Origin of the sequence: Bacillus sp. ISO11, from assembly GCF_003458115.1 — a bacterium.
Lineage (GTDB): Bacteria > Bacillota > Bacilli > Bacillales > Bacillaceae_G > Bacillus_A > Bacillus_A cereus.
Map to the genome: position 1 here is coordinate 68,560 of NZ_QXCO01000025.1, position 17,361 is coordinate 85,920.

Below are 17,361 nucleotides of genomic sequence, written 5' to 3' on the forward strand. Positions count from 1 at the left end.
CTCTCCATAAAAAGTGCTCCTAAATTTATATATATAGGAGCACTTTTTATGAAACACTATTCTTTATTTGCTTATGAACCACTTTATTATAATAACCATGCTTTACAACTTGCCTAAAATCATCTACCTCGATATCCATTCTTTCCGCAATATCTACAACAATTGTATTTTGTAAAACATTCACCACAAATCCCATTAATTTCAAATTATGATTTTTACGATATGAAAATTGAACGTAATCCCCAAGTGTTACTTCTTTATTATGTTTCATTTGGCGCCCCCTAAATTATCGATAATTATACAATAGTTTCCCCCTTTTTTACTTCTACATACGGGGTCACCAGTTTATCATTTTAGCCAATTCATCTCCCACCTACTTATTTTACGTTCCTTGAGGAAGGGGTCTTCTTGGCTAAAATGATAAAAAAAGACAAACTCTCCAATGTGAGGAGTTTGTCCAAAACCATGATTTCTTTAGTTTAACAATATAGAATTCAGTTCCGATAAGAATCTTTCTTTTTTCCATATCCCACGGTTTTTGCATCGATACTAACAATAGTGGATTAGAATAATGACTTAATACTTGCTAGGACAGTAAGAATACCTATAATAATGACAAATACATTGCTAGATTTCCCTTTGTATTTAGCAAGTACTGATACTTTATGGATTGCATACATTGGTAGTATACATAAGATAGCAGCAACTAGCGGACCGCTAAGGGCATCAATGATTCCAAGAATACTTGGATTTGTATAAGCAACATACCAGCATGTTAATACGACAAAAGTAAGAATCATTGTCTTAACTGTTTTTTCTCCTATATCTTTCCCACGTTTTTTACTGGACTTGATAATCATGTCACGCATTACCTCATACGCTCCTATATAATGACCAAGGAAAGACTTTGTAATAGCCACAAATGCAATGATAGGAGCTGCAATAGTGATTACTGGCGAATTAAGCTCATTAGCAAGATATGATAGGATTGACAAGTTCTGTTCTTTTGCCACCTTAAGATCATTTGGAGTCAAACTTAAGGTACTGCTCCAAACAAAGAACATAACAACTACGAATGTCATAATATAACAAACTTTTTGTATTTGAGCACATTTAGCATCAGTAGCATCTATTCCATACGTAGCTCTCTGTTTCATAACAAATGACGAAATCATAGGCGAATGATTAAACGAGAATACTATGATTGGAAGTATCATCCATATCGTTTCTAAATATCCTGTTCCTGTTGAAGCAGTAGAAACAGCTGAAAAACTAAGCATTGACGTATTCCACTGTGGAATCAAAGATATTGCGATAAAAAGTAGAGAAGCTATAAAAGGATACACTAGCATGCTCATGATCTTTACAGTTATATCTTGACCAAAATTTAGTATAGCGATAAGACCGAGTACTAAAACAAGCGATAAAATGGACCTTGGAGGCTCCGACATGTGCAATTGATGCACGATAAAGCTACTAGCGGTATTTGTAAGTGCGACCGAGTACATCAGCACGATCGTATAAATGGAGACAAAATATACAAGATTAAAAATGATACTTGCCTTATTTCCAAAATACTCTCTTATTGTACCTGTAATCCCCTCATCGGCAGAGTTCGAAGCGTAAATCATTTTAGCAAGCGCCCTATGTGAATAATACATAACAGGATATGCAAGTAATGTAATTAACAGCAATGATAATAAACCACCTGAACCTGCATTAATCGGTAAAAAGAGTACTCCTGCTCCAATTGCTGTTCCAAAAAGGCTCAATGCCCAGGTAGTATCCTGTTTATGCCACTTTTTAGGGTCTAGATATTTCTCATTTTTTACTGCAGTGTTATCAGCTTGAAATTCTATGTTTTTTGCAGTATTCCCATCCATATAATAATTCCTCCTTGTGTCCTATTCTTAATTCTCTTTTTAAGATATAGGAATATAGACCGTTCTTGAAAAATGAATAGCTTATATAGTGCCCCACAACGAATATCCCCCTTCTAGGTTAATAAAAATCAAAAAATTAGCGAAGCATCAACCTGAAGGGTTTGTTACCACTTATAAAATATTTTAATTATATAGTAGTATATTTTATTGATAACTCCCCCAATATACAGACATCCTTAGGCGAACAATAGAGTAAAGATTGTTAAAAACTTCACAATATATTCGATAACTTATTGATTTGATTGTTTCTCCCCAAAGATTTTATTTTTAATGGAAATTCCTGTAGGTGTAGCTGCAATACCACCTAAACCTGTCTCTCTTAATTCGCGAGGCATCTGTCTTCCAACTCTATACATGGCTTCAATCACTTCGTCAGCATTGATGAGATTGTTTACGCCAGCTAATGCGATGTCCGCTGCTGCTAAAGCATTTGCCGTTCCAATGGCGTTTCTCTTTACACAAGGAATTTCTACCAAACCAGCGACCGGATCACAAACTAAACCGAGTAAATTTTGTAATGCAATCGAAAAAGCTTCAGAAGATTGCTGTGGCGTTCCACCCGCAGCTTCTACCGCAGCTGCAGCCGCCATCGCTGAGGCACTTCCTACTTCAGCTTGACATCCTCCATACGCTCCTGAAATACAAGCGTTGTTTGCGACTATCGTTCCAAATAACGCTGAAGTGAATAGAAAATGAATCATATCTTCATGACTTAACTGCAACGTATCTTTAATACTAAATAGGACTCCCGGAATCGTCCCACTCGCACCTGCTGTTGGAGTTGCACAAATAGCTCCTAATGCAGCATTTACTTCATTAACACCGATAGCACTTTGAATCCCTAACACCATCAAATCTCCAGAAAGAGTTTTCCTATTTTCTCGATAGTTTTTAATTTTTACAGCATCCCCTCCGGTCAAACCTGTTGGAGAAAATACACCGTCGCCCTCGATACTTTTATTTATTGCATGTTGCATAGTCGCTAAATTTCGTTCCATTTTACTCCATACTTCTTCATAAGAAGTTTTAGTTTGTTTGATTTCCTGTTCGATTGCTAATTCATAAATTTGCTTTTGGCTTTTATTAACTGCATCCACAATTTCTTTTATGGCCATATACATATTTTTCACTCCTTAATGTGACTAAAGAATAATAAGATTAGCTATATTGCTTAAATCTCCTAATTCCTTCTGAGCATTACCTGGCAATATCGAATCCAAAGCGAATGCATATAAATATTTTGTTTTATCTTCCAAACTATGAAAGTTGTTAATTTCCACATCATATTGTTTAAAGATCCTGCGTAAAACAAATTCAAAGTCAGCTCTTTCTGAAATCGCAATAACAACTGGCAATGGCCCCTGCAGATTTAAGCTAAATCCATCAATTTCAACATTTTTGACTTCAATCAACCCACCACCGACCGAAATACCCATTACTCTAATACTTCGACTTTCATCCTCTGCATATACATCTGCCGTATTTGGATGACCAGCAGGACTATTACCCAATTGTTCAATAAAGGTAATGTCAATTCCCTTAGACTCTGCTATTTTAATAGCATCTGGCACTTTGCTGTCATCAGCAGCTAAGCCTAATATACCAGCAATAATTGCAAAATCAGTTCCGTGACCTTTATGGGTTTCAGCAAATGATTCATAATACTTTACCACAACTTTTTTGGGAAGACCTTGAAATAATTTATTAGCAACTGTTCCAATAGCCAAAGCACCTGCAGTATGTGAACTTGAAGGGCCTATCATTATGGGCCCAATCACATCAAAACAACTTTTGTATTTAACAATCTTTTTTTCTTTAATAGATGCTACATTCATGTTCATATAAGCACCCCCATAATTTATTATTTTTAGCTGTAGTTGAATCTAAGTTATTAGAATGATCGATTCAAAACAAGTTTTGTTTGATAACGCTTTCTTTATTGAGTTGAATAAACTTCCCTTCTAATCTGCTATCCTCCGTATAGTAATCATATCAGTATGTCCAATTTTAAAAAATTACTGGCAAGTTCTTTAGAATTTTTAATCCAAAACGAGGTTTGATATTTTCTCTAGAGTTAATAAATTGTGTCTCGACGCCCTCATTATAACTTGTATATTTATAAGTTTAATCTTTTTTTATTTTTAGAAAGATTGAATAGACAGAATTTTGAATAGGTAATAAATTACACTTAGTATGTAGCAATTGTGTCCTTTGTTTGAAGCTGTATTAGTTAGGAAAAAAGCAAAAATAACACAGAGTTCCTTTCATAAACACATTGATTATATTGAAAAATCATTATAAAGATACTTATATTGTCTTTTGTTTGAACATCTTATTTTGAACGGGAAACCTGTTGCAATAAATAATTCATTCATATGAAAAGGAATACATTATAAAATTTAAAAACGTTTTAGTATATTAATTATACATTTTGTATAAATATTAATTATCAAAAAAAACTAACTTCTTATTAGGATCTTAACATAAAGGATACATTCCAAATAACAATGGAGATTCTGCTTTATCAATTTCTTTATACGTTATATTTCCCTCTTTACCTGCAACAGCAACTTGTACTTTTTCATTTGTTTTCACATCTTCTGCACCTATTGCACCACCCGCCAATAATCCTGTACTTAACAGACTATCGTGAACGAAAGTTAGAGAGTTATGGAACAAAATATAATGTGTATGTACATACATTTCTTTTAAAAGAAGTTTTGTAGTATGCAACTGAATTAAAAAAATATAGATTTTTATGACTCTTTTTAGGGGATATAGCAAAGTGGGATCTTTTATATGCACGTTGCTATACCGAACTAGATTTCAGCATAGTATTTTTTTGCAACTCATTGATTTTTACCAAACACGTATAAAAACCAACAATATGAAAATAAACGACTGGCTAAAATTTTACTTTCAATAAAATAAAAAAGAACCTGCAAATTTGCAGATTCTCCTGATAATGATTTATATGAGTAAGACTCGGAAATATAATACAATGATTCAAAAATAAGTTCAAGTAAATTCAAAGAACCCGCTGGAGTTCGAGTTCTTTCAGAAGTGATGATGTTTTCTAGGCTTAGCAAAGTGAGAAAATACAAGAATATAATACATCGAGATTTAGAGAATTTCAATACTTAAATTAGAGGTTATTTTAATATGATGTAACATCAGCATTTTGAAGGAATAGCAATGAATACCTTATACATTCCCAGTCTACATAACGCTTTATTATCAGTAGAAAGAAAAAGGAAAATCCCTACTTTCACAATAAATCCGCCTTGCTACTCTATTCATTTTTTGATACATTCCTATCCACCGTTTTAGGCTTCTCTTTTGTACTGTGTTAACCGAAAAATTGTATAAATCATAATTCGTTTTTCTTCCACCTGTTTCACCCTTTCTACACCCTAGTTTTACAAAATAAGAAGTCAACAAAACTTATATTTATTACTTTCTGTTATCTCCTCTCTCTTGTTCTATGCATAGTCTATCTAAATTTTTATTAGCTACTAAAAAAAGAATTTACAGGACGATAAAAAAAAGCCAAGTGCATTGCACTCGGCTTTATGGTCGATTAAACAATTTTACTTCAGACGTATTAAACTGATGTAGATAGTCTTTAGTAGAAGTATAACCTGAATTCATGAGTGTTTTCTTTTCTTCTTCTGTGATATCAAAATTAAACGACGACGTAAAGAATGTATTAATAAATACAGTGCGGGCAGCATCTTCTTTGGTGGTTTTTCCGCTCTCATGACCTTTGATCATGGTTTGAGACAAATTCCATGCAAAATGAATAAGAGAATGGCCAATATGATGTTCTGTTGAGGTTGCGATATGTTTTAACATGGCAACCTCCGCCTGAGATTCTAAACGGAAACCAAGTGTTTCTTTGTTGTAGACAATTTCATCTGTAGGATCAAAGAAAGATGCATTGTATTTCGTGTGTAAGCTTCTTAGTGTAGAATGATCCTCTATATTGCTTATCAGTTTATTAACCTCGTCAATCGTATCTGTGGTCGTGAAGTGTTCTTCTTTATTCACAAAACTTTTCCGATCAAATAAACGAATTGGGTAGTTATCGAGTACACCTCCGTCTACATAATAATCTTTATCCCATTCCACAGATTTAAAAAAGAATGGGATGGACATCGAAATCCGCACAGCAACTACTAACGGGACATCAGGTGTCGTTTCGCGAGAAAACGTACGAAGCTGGTGTGTAGAAACGTTCGTTCCTTGGAAAAACACGTCTTTTCCTGTTTTGTCATACAACTGCTGAAAAGTTGTGTCCTTACTCCCTGTCCACTTTTCAACGATCTTTCCTACCCACTCAGTGAAGAAATCCCCTTTATAGATACCAAAACCATCAAAAAACAAACGAATGTTATCTTGTACAATCGAAAAATCATCATCTTTAAACGCTTTGAAATTCATGTCTTTGTGGATTTTTACAAGATCTGCGAATGGAATGGAAAGACCTAAAAGTAATGCAGTAATCGCTCCTGCTGAAGTCCCTCCAAATCGTTGTATTTCTGGTAAAATCCCTTCTTCATTTAGTGCACGGATGGCACCTATATAAGCGCTTCCCTTTACCCCGCCACCTTCAAATACTAAGTTACGAAATGGATATGCCATTATATACCTCCAATAAAGAAATTTTCGATCTGTTATAGTATCGGAAGTATATTGAAATATATTCCAAATGGTATTAAGAAAGTTTCATGTCCTCCGATACGTATGGCCGAATTATCTTTATTCAATGGATGAATTGTTTGAAAGAGAAGAAATTTGCTTGGAATGGTAATTTAGTAGGATAGGAAACAGGAAACGGAGTGCATCTTTGGATGCACTGAATAATATCCCCTTTTGAAATCGTATATAACGTAACTTCTTTTCCGATGTCCAAGTAAAATCACGAGTAAGAAATCAAGGAATAATCTACATTTCATAAATCCCGCACTCTCTTTAACATACAATTCAGTGAAATAATTTGTTTCAAATACGTAGAAATATGGTTTAACCAGCAATCAATGATCAGGTCTTCTTACCCTAAGTAAACCTAAATCTATTTGTCTCCATACAGAAAGGAATAAATAGTTTTGTTCCTATTCATGAAATAGTACAATATATGCAAAATTACATATCTAATTAATTGCTTTTAATGTTATATTTTAATAGCGATGAATGCTATTATTTCATAAGTTGTCAACAAGCGTTATGTATGTATGAGAAAAAGGAAGGAGCCAAATAGGCCCCTTCCTTTTTCTACTAATTAACTAAATTACTCTCTGGTAAAAATTTAAATAGTAATGCTCATTTACAGGCGTCTGATTATGCATTAAACATGCTAACTTTGCTTGCTGTCGGAAAAATTAAAGACGATAGTCAAATATGTCCTTTCATTACTTTATATTGAAATAAATAATGATTCAAAGTTATTTTGTGAAAATTATACAAAAAGTACTAATTCGTCGTTTACCTAACAATAGATAATATAGATAAAGAAAAAATACTAGAGGATATCACAGTGTAGTAGTCTCTAGTATCTTTTCATAGTATTTTAGCGGCTATACAATACGGAGGGATAAAAAAAGGACCTCTTACGGAAAGATAAGAGGTCATCAAAAAGATAAAAATGTTGTATTTGAAACACGCGAGTTTCTAATTCACATCATAACACAATATATTTATATATTCAATATATACATTAAAGATAAGTAATGTATGTTCAAAAAACACACGGAATATTAATTTGTAACAGTATATATTTTCCTCTTTTATTCTATTTCTTCTACAATGCCGTGATTGTAACAAATATCCCTCTTTCTTTTTCGGATGATTACGAATAAAAATACTACATGTTTTCTGTCTCACTTGGAATAAAGCATCATGGTAAAAATACAATGCTGACAAGTAAAATACTTAATACAATCAACCCTATCCCTAACATCATCCATTCACCCTTTTTAGAATTTTAAAATTTAGCCCTTCACTTTCATATACTTCTCTTTTACATGAGCCAATAAGTCCCTCAGCTTATTCTCTGCAGGGTGTTCTTGATTTTCTGGAACTTCTCTGCCATAGGATGAAAAGTTTTGTGAGCATGCACTAGTTGTTACTTTCAATTTCGCGTATGAGGATGTATGCTCATCATAACTGGATTACGTCTTCTTGGGGATAAAGGGGACAGGAAAGTTGCTAAGCTAGCGTAAGGTGCTAAATTCCCTCAAAATATCTCAAAATTTGGATAATCATTTAATATTTCTATACTCTCCAACTTACAACAAAACACATCGCAAAATATTTTTACGATGTGTTTTAAAAGGGAAATCATCATCAAGTTTTTCACCCATATTTTTATAAGGAGTTTTACCATTGAGGATAAACGCCTTCATTTCAAAACAGTTCTTTTCATTTGTATACGATATGTCTCACACATATAGTATACAAATTATTACCCTTACTTTTCTTCACCGCTTGCTTGCATGGAATTAAAAGTCCAATTTAATTTCAACGCATCTCCTTGAAATACATTTTGTTCTTCACCGTTATCTACGAATGTAAACATTACATAAAATGTATCATCATCACCTGGAGCAAGTCCATTTCCTTCTCGATCTACAATACCGTTCTTTACAAGATTAGGAATATTTCCATTTTGCGTAGCTACCTTTAATTCAGATAATGTAGTAGACCAAATTGGAACCTCATTTTTATCCAAGTTCCACAAGAAATCAACACGGATATGATCACCAAAATCAGCATTTCCATTATCCCCTTTCGCATCGATTACACTGTAATCTGTCAGGAGTTTCACATCTTCTATTGCTAAGGTTCCTTTGTTTACTAATTGAAAACCACGTTCCATTTCATCACCTGGTTTCAGATTGTCGACATTAATAACAACTTCTGGATTCACACTCAAATCTAAAGTACCCGCTGCAAACGTGTTTTGTGATACTTCCTTATCACTAAAATATGCATATGTTCCCCCGCCAATTAAGGATAAGCCAAGCGCTGCAGTTACAACACCCATACCAAGTTTTTTCTTCATACCCATTTCACAAGTCCCCCTATTGTTAAAGTTTAAACTACAAACCTTATTTCCATCCCACAAACAACAATAATAATTAAGCAACTTCCTTGTCCCATAATGAAAGCGAACTTACTTTAAACTAGTTACTTCATGTACCCAAACGACTATGACTCTTAAAATGACCGGTAATGTTACCGTAAATCATTACCGGTCATTTGTTAACCAATCCATTTCATTTAATATCCATTGTCTGATGGCTTTATTTACTCTAGAAGTTTGTCCACTTATTTTTTTGGTTCTAAACCGATAGAGCGTAAAATTTTCTCTAACGTCACTGGCCCTACATTTTCTTTCGGTTTCTCGTTTCCTTTAGCATCTGGGCCCTTTTTCAAGAAGTTTTTCTCAATTAAACGAACATCCATTTCATCTACAACACCATCTTGATTTATATCTCCATCTTTTACAGATACTTTTCCTTTTCCATACGATAAAGCTGCTATTCTAGCATCTTGAATATCTACCATTTTATCGCCGTTTACATCACCTGCAAGGTTATCATCCACGTCAGCTCTAAAGTTTTGTCCCACTAATTCTCCATCCTGCATTTTCCCTATTTTTGTTGTTAATTTACTATTTAAATGACCTGGCATTTCTACGAAAATATCATATTCCTTATCGCTTACTGGAACACTATGAATTTCAAATTGTCCGTTATCACCAATCGTTCCTGTATATTTCTTTCCATCCTTGCCAACTGCGTACACTTTTGCTCCTAGTTTTGTATAGTCTTTCTTACCTAAATACCCCTCTTCATTCAAGAAAGCTTCCGGGCCAATATATCCTGTAACCGTTGAATGTTTCGAAACAATAGCAAAAGATTTATCTTTAAACGCAGGAATCTCAATGCCTTCTGATGCACCAACTTTTGTATAAGAGAACTTATCTACTCCAAATGCAGTCAAATCATTAAAGTATTCATCGTTCGTCATCTCGAATGTAACATCTAAAAATGGTTTATCTCCATCTAATCCTTTAAATTCTTTTCCCTCCAATGATGCGCCAACTTTCACCTTGTTTTCCCAAGCTCCTGCTTCACTTATCTTCGGATCTTCTAATTTAAGGTTCAATCCATGTTGTTCTACATATTCCGTAAGTGCTGGATTTGGTTTCACATCTGTAAATTTAAATAGCTGCTTGTAATAAGGAATTTCAAATGTACCTGACATAAGCTGTTTTACATTATTAAGATTCAAAGTTAATGTAATTTTCTCTCCTAATTTGATTTTATCTTTGTCATAACTTGGAACAGCGTATTCTGTCCCTTCTTTTACAAAGACGTAATCTTTATATCCAGTTGCCATATTCCCTGCAGTTGCAAGATCATATCCAAATAATTTTAAATTTAACGGCTCATTTATTTCCTCTGGAAGTACTCCAAATTTAAAATCACCATTTGCTTGAATTGTATTCAACCATCCTGATGGGAAGGCTGAGTTTTGATAATATACAATTTGATTCGCTTTTTGATCATATTGCAAGCCTTTTGCCTTTAATGCATCTACTGTAGAATCATAAATATTACCATGCACCCATAATGCACGCTGGCCGTCTTCTTCTTTAAACATAGAATCATTGACTTCGTGTATACCAGGTTGTACATCCTTAAATTTCATTTCAGGTATTACATTATCAATGATAATGCTATCGCCTTTTGTATAAGATTTTCCTTCTTTATCATATCCAACGAAGTTCAATTCGTAATCTCCATCAGGCAACATAACAGGTTTATCCGCAATTGGATGAGCTGGATCTCCTGTGAATGGAAGTACATACCCTCCCATACCAGAAAACATCATATATTCAACATTCGGTGTTAGACTACTTGCATTAAGTGTACCAACGACTCCTAATGCCTTCCCTGTCGTTCGGTCCTTTACAATTGCATCAATGGTTTCGAGAGGACTATTTAATTTAAATGTCAACGGCGAACTTGGTCTTTCCATAAATGGATGGAATTTAGAAGCATCTGTTGCCATTGCATCTCTCAGTAAATCTACAGACGCAATCCCTTTTTCTGTGAATTTAACTGCAAATGGTACTTGATATACTTCTTTTTCATTGTTTTTATTTGAAATATGAATATAGCCCTCATATCTACCAAATTCAGCGTTTTCTGGAATGGTAATTTCAGGGATAATTTCCTCTGATGCACCAGGAGCTACTTTAATAGAATCTGGTACGTTTAGCTTCACACCATTCTTCGCTGCATCTTGCACACCTACACTTGTAGGTGAAAATTTCACCTCTAATTTAAACTCTTTCCCATCTGTTTTACTGCTGTTCTTAATTAAAACTTTTCGACTATCTTTAATAGGACCATTTTCAATTTGATTTTTATACCCAAATGCAATAGAACCTGTTTTTTCTTCAATTTCTACTTCTTCATCACCTACAACGTTTGATGTTTTATCAACAACCTCGATTGATGTATCTGCATGAACTGCACGGTATGCATCAATTCGTCCTGAGCCCACCTCAAATACAGAACGCTCTTCTTTTAAGTCAACTGCGGTATTCATGAGTGCTTCTTTTACTTCAAATGGACTATAATTTGGATGTTCTTGTAAAATGAGTGCCGCTACCCCTGTAGTATGAGGAGTTGCCATAGAGGTACCTGACATACGTCCATACGCTACCGGATAATTTTCTCCATCTTTTGGATCATTAATATATTCAGGAACAGTTGAGAAAATAGACACACCTGGTGCTACAATATCTGGCTTAATATCATCTGTCTTAGTTGCAGGACCACGGGAGCTGAAATCAGCTAAGTGATCTCCCTCTGTTTTTATATTACTTAGTTCCCCAAACGCTAACGACACATCTCCTTGTACAGCTTTTGCTTGTAATTTCTCACCATCTACTTTTGTTAAGCGGAACGATGGAATAGATGCAGTACTTTCCCCAAGATAACTTGTAATTTCACCATCTACATTGTTATATACGATTACCGCCTTTGCGCCTGCTTCCTTAGCATGCTTAATTTTCTCATCAAATGTAATCTCACCGCGTTGGATAAGAGCTAATTTTCCTTTTACATCTTTTCCTGTAAAATCATCTGATTTCCCGAGCCCTGCATATACAACTGATACGGATTGACCTTTCAAATCTTCAATCTTATCAGTAAAGCTTTTTCCAAGTAGCATCATCTTATCCACATGTAAATCACCTGCATCGACGGAAAACGTTGGGATTTTCATTGCAGCGTTACTGGCTCCAACTGTAATCGGAAGTGCCGCTGCACTAGGTGATCCAATGGTACCTTCTTCCGGACCACTATTACCTGCTGCTACAACTGTAACAACACCAGCTAACATCGCATTGTTCACTGCGACAGAAGTAGGATATAAAGGATCATTAATAGACGCACCTAGTGATAAATTGATAACATCCATATTGTCTTTCACTGCTTTATCAATCGCAGCAAGAATACCGCTTGTTTGTCCACTTCCATATGGGCCTAATACGCGATATGAATATAAATCTACATCTGGAGCAACACCCTTCACTGCATAATCCACACTATTCTGTTTGTCTGCAGCAATTGTCCCAGCTACATGCGTACCATGGGATGTATAATATGCACTCCCCTCATAAATCTCTGGATATCCTCCAGAATTTTGCCAATCCTTATACGTTGTCTCCATTGGATCAGCATCATTATTAACAAAGTCCCATCCTTTTATGGAGTTCGGATCTATTTTACTTGGATCTTCACCTTGTTTTGCACGATATCCTTTATATGCATCTTTCAAATCCGGGTGGTTGTAATCAATACCTGTGTCCAGTACACCTACCTTAATTCCTTTCCCTGTTATTTTTTCATCATGCAGCTTGTCCACACCAATTTGCGGTACACTATCCGCCATTTTCGGTTCAACAACAGTCTTAGTTGTTTCTTTCGGCAAATCAATTTTAACCTCATGATCTTCCCATACGCGCTTAACGATACCGGTACGAACTAAGTCTTCGATCATATTTGCTGGTAAAGAAATCGCTACACCATTAAAAGCATTCTTATATTCTCTTGTTATTTTTGCAGATTTTACATTTGTCCCTTTCTCTTTATTCTTTTGAAGCTGCTCAAGCTCTGCTTTAAATCCTTTATGTGATGCCTCTACCTTTTGTTCCGCATTTGAAAGAGCTAATTTTTTCCCTTTAGCCGCTTGTTTTAATACCTCTATTTTGCTAGGCGCTTGCTTAAATTCTATAATCACATTCACATTATTAGGACTTGTTGTATTGATACCTGGCGAAATAACAAAACCTGGTTTTGTATCTAACGTTTTTAAGGCATTACGTTGTTCCTTTGTAAGACCTTTTAAGATAGCATTTGCATCATCAATTCCAGTTAAAGTAGATGTATTTACCTCTTCCGCTAATACGTTATATGGAATTCCTTGAGACAATAACATTCCAACTGTTAACGTTCCAATAAGAATCTTTCCAAATTTCCCTCGTTTCATATTACATCTCCCCATTATTAATATTATTTTTTGAAACAAATTGATTCTTAAATTCCCATGTAGCATTGGAAACTCTATTAATCTTAATCTTTTGTATCATGAAAGATTTCCAACACTACTACCATCCCCATACCTCACATAGCTAACCACTCACTTTACTCTTTCTATAAGAGCCCTCCGTCATTTATTTCCAACAAAAGATTTTCACAAAATGAATTATTAACAAGATTAAAATGTAATTCTATTTTTATTATTTCACATTTTTATTATTCTGAAAATTAAACAAAAGGAGTATCTTTTCTCTAAGGATTCTATGCCTACATAGTACAAAAGAACTACCTTGTCCTTTATTCTTTGTAATACAGAATAAAGCGACACGATAGTTCTTTGATAGATTTCTTATTTAATCTAGCGGAACTAATTGATTTCGGACTGCATAAATCACTGCTTGCGATCGACTTTTCACATTTAGCTTTTTAAAAATTTTATTGATGTGAATTTTAACTGTTTTATCACTAATATATAAAACTTCAGCAATTTCTTTATTACTAAGTCCTTTTACTAGTTCAAAGAGAATTTCCTTTTCACGTTCCGTCAGTTCATTTTCATTTGATTCTACTTTCATTTTTTGCTGATGATATGTAATTAATTTTTTAGTCATACGCGGATGAATGACTGAATCGCCTCGATATAACATTCGAATTGCTGCTACTACCTGATCTGATGATGAATCCTTCAATAAATAACCATCAGCACCGGCCTGGAGTGCATCCATTAAATACTCGTCATGTTCATACATTGTAAACACAAGTACACGGCAACTCGGATATTTTTTTTTCACTAACTCTGTAGCTTCAATCCCATTTTTCTCTGGAAGATTAATATCCATCAAAATACAATCTGGTCGGCATTCTTCTACTTTTCCCAATACTCCATCCCCAGAGCTAGCTTCTCCAACCACTTTCATATCAGATTCATCCTCTAGTATGCTCCGAATTGCATCCCGTAAAAAAGCATGATCATCTACTACTAATATTTTAATCATTTTACGCACCCCTTGTTTGTGAATCTGGAATTAACAGTGTAATTTCTGTCCCTTTTCCTACAGAACTATCAATCTGTAAAGTAGCCCCTAATTGGTCAGCTTGTTCATTCATATGTAATATACCATAATGTGGCTCATTCTTCGTTTTAACCATAGACTCAAATAGTGAAAAGCCAACTCCGTTATCCTTAACCCTTAAAAGCACGTGTTCACTTTGATAGCTGAGTAAAACATCAGCCTTTTTTGCCTGTGCATGTTTTACAATGTTTTGCAAACTCTCTTGTAATGTATCAAATATAACTCTTTCTTTTGAAAAACTAAGCGCACGTGCATGACCTCTTTCATGATATGTAATGTCTAGTTCATATTCTTGTCTTAAAGATTTTATTTTACTTGCTATCGCCTGCTTAAGTCCCAATTGTTGTGTCGGATATGGTTTTAAAGCATAAATAGAATAGCGAACTTCTCCTAGGCTTCCTCTTAAATCTTTTATGCTTTTCTCTACTACTTGCTGCATATCTTTTGGTTTATCATGGTATTTTTTCTGCGCGGATTCTAGTTGGAATATCACCCCGGCTAATGTTTGCGCAATACCATCGTGAATTTCTCGAGCAATTCTATTTCTTTCTTCTAAAATCATTCTTTTTTCCTGTTCAGAAATTAATATCCTTGTTTTAACTACGTTAGCTAATTGGTTAGAAAATGTAGCTAACGACTGTACATCTTCTGGAAAGAAGCCCGCATTTCTACTTTTCCCTGCAACAAACATTCCGACTAGTTCATCATTAACAATAAGAGGAAAATATACAAGTGAGCGTATGACACTTTCAAATATTTCATCTCCAGGAGCCGTACCAATTTTCCAATCATTAAATACAAGATTTTTAGAAAGTCCCTCAAACGCATCGTAATTTTCTAAATGATCAGAAATATCAGGGCGAACTTTCCCATCTTTTAATAGAATATTCCAGTTTCCATCATCTTTTGTCCATATTACATATGCTTGTATGCCAAAAAAACCTTTAAGTGCTTGTTTAATATGCTTCAAGTTTCCTCCAGTTAATCCTCGACTAATTTCGGTCGTAATAAGAAATAACTCATATAATCGTTCTTTCTCCATCCTTATCCGTACAGAAAAAGAACTAATAACGGAAGTTGCTACAAGTGGAAAAAAGAAAAACAGCACTGTAACTTCGTTTACTTCCACACTATATGTACTAATTAGTACATGCATCAGTGCCGCATAAGAGAAACCAAAAGTTTCGCAAAGAAATACCGTAATAGTTTTTTTATACCATTGATAAATTGAATATGGCTGCGGAAGAAGTATCATTAACAAATCGTAAAAGCGATTGTTGAAAAAACAAAAAAACATGCAAAATAATAACAAAGATATTAAATTCTCATACAGAACTGACATACCTATCTTATTAATTATTAAGGACATACATTTGTCTGAAAACCATTTGGCAAAGATCAAACTAAGTGCATGTTGAGTACTATTAAATAACATTCTTTGTATCGGTGAACGACGATGCAGGTGAATAATTAGCGTCACAAGTACAATAGCAACAATAGTTATATGGATTCCAAACTGCCAACTCATAGCGTAAATTATCGGAAAGGTAAGCGAACTAGTTCCTCTCCAAAATCTTACAGGAAAATACTCTGCAATCCCCATAAAAAGTAACAACAATATTAGTATTGTTAGATGAGAAGGGATTTTAATTTCAAGTAAAGATATAGTTATAGTAACCAAACCAAGAAAAGAAATAAAATAAAGATAAAAACTAGCAATCTTTTCTCTCATAAAGATAGAATTTACATCTTTCAAAACAACCCCTTCTTTCCTTATAAAAACTTCATTTTCTCTATTATCCAACAAAAAACCGGCACTGGCAAAATGGAAGAACATCCACTAGCCAATCACCGGCTGTGTACTACACCTAAAAAGGCAAGACACAATACTAGTATATATCAGTTTGTGAAGTTTACCCATTAGTCAAATGGTGTAATTGTACATACTTTTAGACTTAGGTCTACTAGTACAAAAGATGTATACGCAATTTAAATTTTGATTCACTAAAAAAATTCTAAGAAAAATAGGAAGGCAATCGTAGTAAATACTTATCTATATTAATTTCATCTAAATCTTTAGGTTATGTATGTATCAAATACTCCCCATCTAATATTTACAAATAACCCATGAGATAATCTCCTTATATACTATATATGAAGTTTATCACTTAATATTTATTGAAGAAAAGGCGATGCATACAATAATCAAATCTAATTAACATATTATTTAATTATCGGTAGCGAGATTAAAGAGACTCCCTATTCTCAGGAAGGAACCTCCAATTCATATTATTACCCCTATTTCTATGTTTCTTATTTGATTCTAATTAACTAACTGATTAGGGTTATTGCAAATCAAAATAATAAAACCACATCTCCAATTATTAGATAACTATCTAATACATTGGAGGTGCGGTTCACTTAGGTCATTGATGTTTCAGCTATTCTCTTTATTTGAAAATTACATCTACCATATTAATTTAATATTATATTCCTCTAGCCAACTATTAACTTGAAGTAAATAATCTATTATACCTCGTGCATCATTACCTGAAATTACTTCGTCTTTTCCTTCTGCAATAGCACGAACTCTTTCTACATTAATTAATGGCAAAATAGGTGATTCAGGATTGTTCAACACATGTAACATCCAATCACTAATACCTTGTAGATAAGAGGCATCCTTAGTGCTTGGATATGCACTTTTTTTGCGATAACGTACAT

Annotated in this window: 11 protein-coding genes; all 11 read right to left on the reverse strand. The window is 34.1% G+C overall.

Annotation, left to right across the window (positions count from 1 at the left end; translation table 11 throughout):
- Positions 1–46 precede the first annotated feature (46 nt).
- Positions 47–271: a DUF2187 domain-containing protein gene (locus tag D1166_RS22710; protein WP_000682214.1), complete on the reverse strand. Its 225-nt coding sequence runs from the start codon at positions 269–271 to the stop codon at positions 47–49.
- Between the two features lie 292 nt (positions 272–563).
- On the reverse strand, positions 564–1,883 hold the full coding sequence (locus tag D1166_RS22715; RefSeq protein WP_097861713.1) for an aromatic amino acid transport family protein: 1,320 nt from the start codon (positions 1,881–1,883) through the stop codon (positions 564–566).
- A gap of 290 nt (positions 1,884–2,173) precedes the next feature.
- Positions 2,174–3,064: an L-serine ammonia-lyase, iron-sulfur-dependent, subunit alpha gene (gene sdaAA / locus D1166_RS22720; protein ID WP_098318678.1), complete on the reverse strand. Its 891-nt coding sequence runs from the start codon at positions 3,062–3,064 to the stop codon at positions 2,174–2,176.
- A gap of 21 nt (positions 3,065–3,085) precedes the next feature.
- The gene (locus tag D1166_RS22725; protein ID WP_001056999.1) at positions 3,086–3,784 is read right to left on the reverse strand and encodes a serine dehydratase beta chain; all 699 of its coding nucleotides are present in this window, start codon (positions 3,782–3,784) and stop codon (positions 3,086–3,088) included.
- A 637-nt stretch (positions 3,785–4,421) separates the two neighbouring features.
- A complete protein-coding gene (locus D1166_RS22730) occupies positions 4,422–4,676 on the reverse strand; it encodes a hypothetical protein (protein WP_000557537.1) in 255 nt (84 codons plus the stop codon).
- Positions 4,677–5,513: 837 nt separating this feature from the next.
- Complete coding sequence (locus D1166_RS22740; protein ID WP_000331137.1) at positions 5,514–6,587, reverse strand: patatin-like phospholipase family protein; 1,074 nt, start codon at positions 6,585–6,587, stop codon at positions 5,514–5,516.
- A gap of 1,825 nt (positions 6,588–8,412) precedes the next feature.
- The gene (locus tag D1166_RS22750; protein WP_000525503.1) at positions 8,413–9,012 is read right to left on the reverse strand and encodes a TasA family protein; all 600 of its coding nucleotides are present in this window, start codon (positions 9,010–9,012) and stop codon (positions 8,413–8,415) included.
- A 260-nt stretch (positions 9,013–9,272) separates the two neighbouring features.
- A complete protein-coding gene (locus D1166_RS22755; protein WP_097861715.1) occupies positions 9,273–13,514 on the reverse strand; it encodes a S8 family serine peptidase in 4,242 nt (1,413 codons plus the stop codon).
- Between the two features lie 403 nt (positions 13,515–13,917).
- Positions 13,918–14,559, reverse strand: coding sequence for a response regulator (locus D1166_RS22760; RefSeq protein WP_000590674.1), 642 nt, complete (start codon positions 14,557–14,559; stop codon positions 13,918–13,920).
- A 1-nt stretch (position 14,560) separates the two neighbouring features.
- Positions 14,561–16,393, reverse strand: coding sequence for a GAF domain-containing sensor histidine kinase (locus D1166_RS22765; protein WP_097861716.1), 1,833 nt, complete (start codon positions 16,391–16,393; stop codon positions 14,561–14,563).
- 711 nt (positions 16,394–17,104) lie between these two features.
- A partial coding sequence (locus D1166_RS22770; protein WP_347400121.1) for an asparagine synthase-related protein occupies positions 17,105–17,361 on the reverse strand: 257 nt, incomplete at its 5' end.